Source organism: Neorhizobium sp. BETTINA12A (assembly GCF_023006485.1).
GTDB lineage: Bacteria > Pseudomonadota > Alphaproteobacteria > Rhizobiales > Rhizobiaceae > Neorhizobium.
Genome location: NZ_JALBGW010000284.1, coordinates 1 through 3,221 on the forward strand (window position 1 = coordinate 1; position 3,221 = coordinate 3,221).

Annotated in this window: 4 protein-coding genes; all 4 read right to left on the reverse strand. The window is 65.3% G+C overall.

Going from position 1 to position 3,221, the window contains the following annotated elements; all coding sequences use genetic code 11:
• Nucleotides 1–1,046, reverse strand: a 1,046-nt coding sequence (locus MOV61_RS29280; RefSeq protein ID WP_247139096.1) for a molybdopterin-binding protein, incomplete at its 3' end; no start/stop codon positions are given.
• 4 nt (nt 1,047–1,050) lie between these two features.
• Nucleotides 1,051–1,746 carry an XdhC family protein gene (locus tag MOV61_RS29285; protein WP_247139097.1) on the reverse strand — a complete coding sequence of 232 codons (696 nt, stop codon included), beginning with the start codon at nt 1,744–1,746 and terminating at the stop codon, nt 1,051–1,053.
• Nucleotides 1,746–2,072 (reverse strand): XdhC family protein, encoded by a 327-nt coding sequence (locus tag MOV61_RS29290; RefSeq protein WP_247139098.1) that lies wholly within the window; start codon nt 2,070–2,072, stop codon nt 1,746–1,748. The genes MOV61_RS29285 and MOV61_RS29290 overlap by 1 nt, the downstream gene beginning before the upstream one ends.
• A partial coding sequence (locus tag MOV61_RS29295; protein WP_247139099.1) for a VWA domain-containing protein occupies nt 2,069–3,221 on the reverse strand: 1,153 nt, incomplete at its 5' end. The genes MOV61_RS29290 and MOV61_RS29295, both read right to left, overlap by 4 nt.

The following is a 3,221-nucleotide window of genomic DNA, read 5'->3' on the forward strand; positions in this document are numbered from 1 at the left end:
AGGGCGCCGACCGAAAGGCTCGCTGCCTTTTCCGACGTGGCATCGCGCGGGCGCGGGCGCGTCGGAATTTCCATCAGCAGCCCGCCGACGCCCATGCCCGTAATATCGAAGGAGGTCGGCGTTTCGCCGGCCATCAGCCGGTTCAGCACCCAGTCGAAACCGTTTTCCTTCGGCGAGCGGGCGCAGCCCGGCGCACCCAGCACCGGGACATTGCCGATCCGCCCGAGAACCAAGAGATTGCCGGGGTCGACGGGCATGCCGACCTGATCGACCTCTCCGCCCGCGCGGCGGATGGCGGCGGGAATGACATCGTCAGGATCGGCCACAGCCGAGGCGCCGAAGACGATAATCATAGCCGGCTCATTAATTTCCTCCGGCCGCAGCTGTTGAAGAACCTCGGTAAGGCGTTCGGCGGAATGGGGGATGCGGATCTCTTTTATTAGCCGGCTACCGGATAGAGCAAGCCTCTGCTCCAGCAGCTTGGCGGTCCGATCCATGACAGACACTTTCAGCGAAGGAAGCTCGGTCGCGACCAGGGTCACCGCACGGGGACTGAAGGCTTTTACCTCGAAGGCGATCGAGTCTGCCAGCAGTGCCACGGCTTCCGCGACCTTTGCCCCACCGACGGCGAGCGGGATGATCTTGACGGTCGCCACCATGTCGCCGGCGCGCACCGCCACATGATCGGCAAGACAGGCGAGCGTGATCGCCGGGTCGATGCGGTTCAGCGTGTCGACTATCCTCTTGTCGGCGACAAAAAGGCCGTCGACCTTGGCATAGATGTTGACGCGGCCGGTGGTTGCCTCCGAGAAACGCAGATTGTCCGGGACGATCGCACCGGCAATTGCCTGGGCGGCGGCGTCCTCCAGCATGTCGCCGGGATCGAGCCGCACCGCGACGACGGAGTCGATGCCTTCTTCCGAAAGCCGGACGATATCCTCCTGCGACAGCATGTGCCCTTTCGAGATGCGGCCGGCCGGCAGTCTGATACTGTGCGCAAGCACTGCGCCTTCTGCCTCGCCGAGTGCAAACGTTCCGTATCTCATGGCGTCACCCGGCAGTGACGAGATCACGTCGGCGAAAGGCCTGGACGATCTGGGCAAGCGTGGCGAGCGCGATCTCGGCCGGGCTCGCGGCCCCGATGTCGAGACCGATCGGAGCGGCTATACGGCCGATCTCGTTGTCGGTGCGGCCCATTTCCTTCAGCCGCTCCACACGTTTCGCATGGGTTTTCCGGCTGCCGAGCGCGCCGACGTAAAAGCACCCGACCCGCAGCGCTTCGGAGAGCGGGAAATCGTCGATCTTCGGATCATGAGTAACGGCCGCCAGTGCCGTATAGGCGTCGAGCGGGCGGTCCTTCAACACGTCTTCAGGCCAGTCGGCGACCAATTCGACGCCCTCGAAACGTTCTTCCGTCGCAAAAGCCGTGCGCGGATCGATGATCGTCAGGTCGTATCCGGCGACCGGGGCCAGCCGCGCGAGCGCCTGGCTGATATGCACGGCACCGATCACCACGATGCGCGGCGGCGGCAGATGGACATTGAGGAACAGCGACTGTCCTTCGAGCTCGACCGTTCCCGCCTTGCCGTTGCGAAACGCTTTTGCAGTTTCCTCCCCGAGCAAACCGGATACGGGTTCGCCCTCCAGGATGACCTGCACGTGGTCGCCGGCGAGGTCGGTTACAACCACGGCAGCCCTGCGCGAACGCCGGGCGGCGTTGAGCTTCGTCAGTGCTTCGAGCTGCATCAGCCGAGCCTTTCCACATAGACGCGGATCCGGCCGCCGCAGGACAGGCCGACCCGCCATGCGGTCTCGTCGGCAACGCCGAACTCCAGCATTTTCGGGGCGCCGCTCTCGATGACGTCAAGCGCCTCCGTGATAACAGCGCCTTCGACGCAGCCGCCGGAGACGGAGCCTTCGAAATTACCCTCGCCATCGATGACGAGATGGCTGCCTGTCGGGCGTGGCGCGGAGCCCCAGGTCTCGATCACCGTTGCGATCGCCACGTCACGGCCGGCCTGCTTCCAGCTCTCGGCGGTCAGCAGCGGGTCCAGAATTTCGGAAACAGTCATGCGACCCTCCTCCTGTTCAAATAGCGCCGCGGGTCCGCGGTCTTTGCATGGTCATCCGACAATGCCGTCGCCAGATCGGCCAGCGACTGCAGATTGTGGACGGCACGAAACTCGTCCACATGCGGCAGCATGGCGCGCACACCGCGTGCCCGTGCCTCGAAACCATCGAACCGCAACAGCGGGTTCAACCAGATCAGACGACGGCAGGACCGGTGCAGCCTGTCCATTTCCTGCGCCAGCTCCTCGACGCCCTCCCGCTCGAGGCCGTCGGTGATCAACAGAACGACAGCGCCCTGCCCCAGCACGCGGCGCGACCAGAGCCGGTTGAATTCGGCAAGCGTCGCGCCGATCCGCGTGCCGCCCGACCAGTCGCGCACCGCGTCCGTGCAGCCCGACAGCGCCTCGTCCGGATCGCGGCGGCGCATCTGGCGGGTGACGTTGGTCAGCCGCGTGCCGAACAGGAAGGTGTGCACCCGGGTGCGCTTTTCGGTCAGTGCATGCAGGAAATGCAGGAAGATCCGGGTGTACTGGCTCATCGAACCGGAAATATCGGCAAGCACCACGAGTGGCGGCGGCGCGGTCTTGCGCTCGCGGAACCGCGGCAGAATAAGATCGCCGCCGCTCTTCATCGCCTGGCGCATGGTGGCGCGCGGGTCGATCCTGGGCGGATGATTGAACGACCGGAACCGGCGTGTCGCCACCTTGTCCAGCGGCAGAGCGAGCTTGACCAGTTCACGCCGGGCCTCCGCCAGTTCGGCCGCGCTCATCTGGGCGAAATCCATCCGCTTGAGGATTTCGCCGGCGGAGGTCGTGAAGCGCGAGTCGACTTCGACCTCCGGCGGCTTCTTGCGGCTCGGGGTCTCCGGCTGGTCGGCCGTGAGGGCCTCGCTCACACGTGTCGCGCCGGCCTTCTGCTTTTCCCGTTCGCGATTGTCGGCAGCCTTCGGCGACATCATCGCGATCATCTTGCCGACCAGATCGCGGGAGCGCCAGAACAGGCGAAACGCTTCGTCGAAGACAGGCTGGTCCTCATGACGCTTGACGAAGACGGCCGACAGCGCCGCGTGGAATTCCTCGCGCGAACCAATGCCGATCGCGTCGACCGCAGCAATCGCGTCGGCGGCAGCGGCCGGCCCGGTCTTCAGCCCG

What these genes read in the sequence shown, in the direction of transcription:
- MOV61_RS29285 (WP_247139097.1), bottom strand. Translation starts at nt 1,746, where the DNA reads ATGCAGCTCGAAGCACTGACGAAGCTCAACGCCGCCCGGCGTTCGCGC.
- MOV61_RS29290 (WP_247139098.1), bottom strand. Translation starts at nt 2,072, where the DNA reads ATGACTGTTTCCGAAATTCTGGACCCGCTGCTGACCGCCGAGAGCTGG.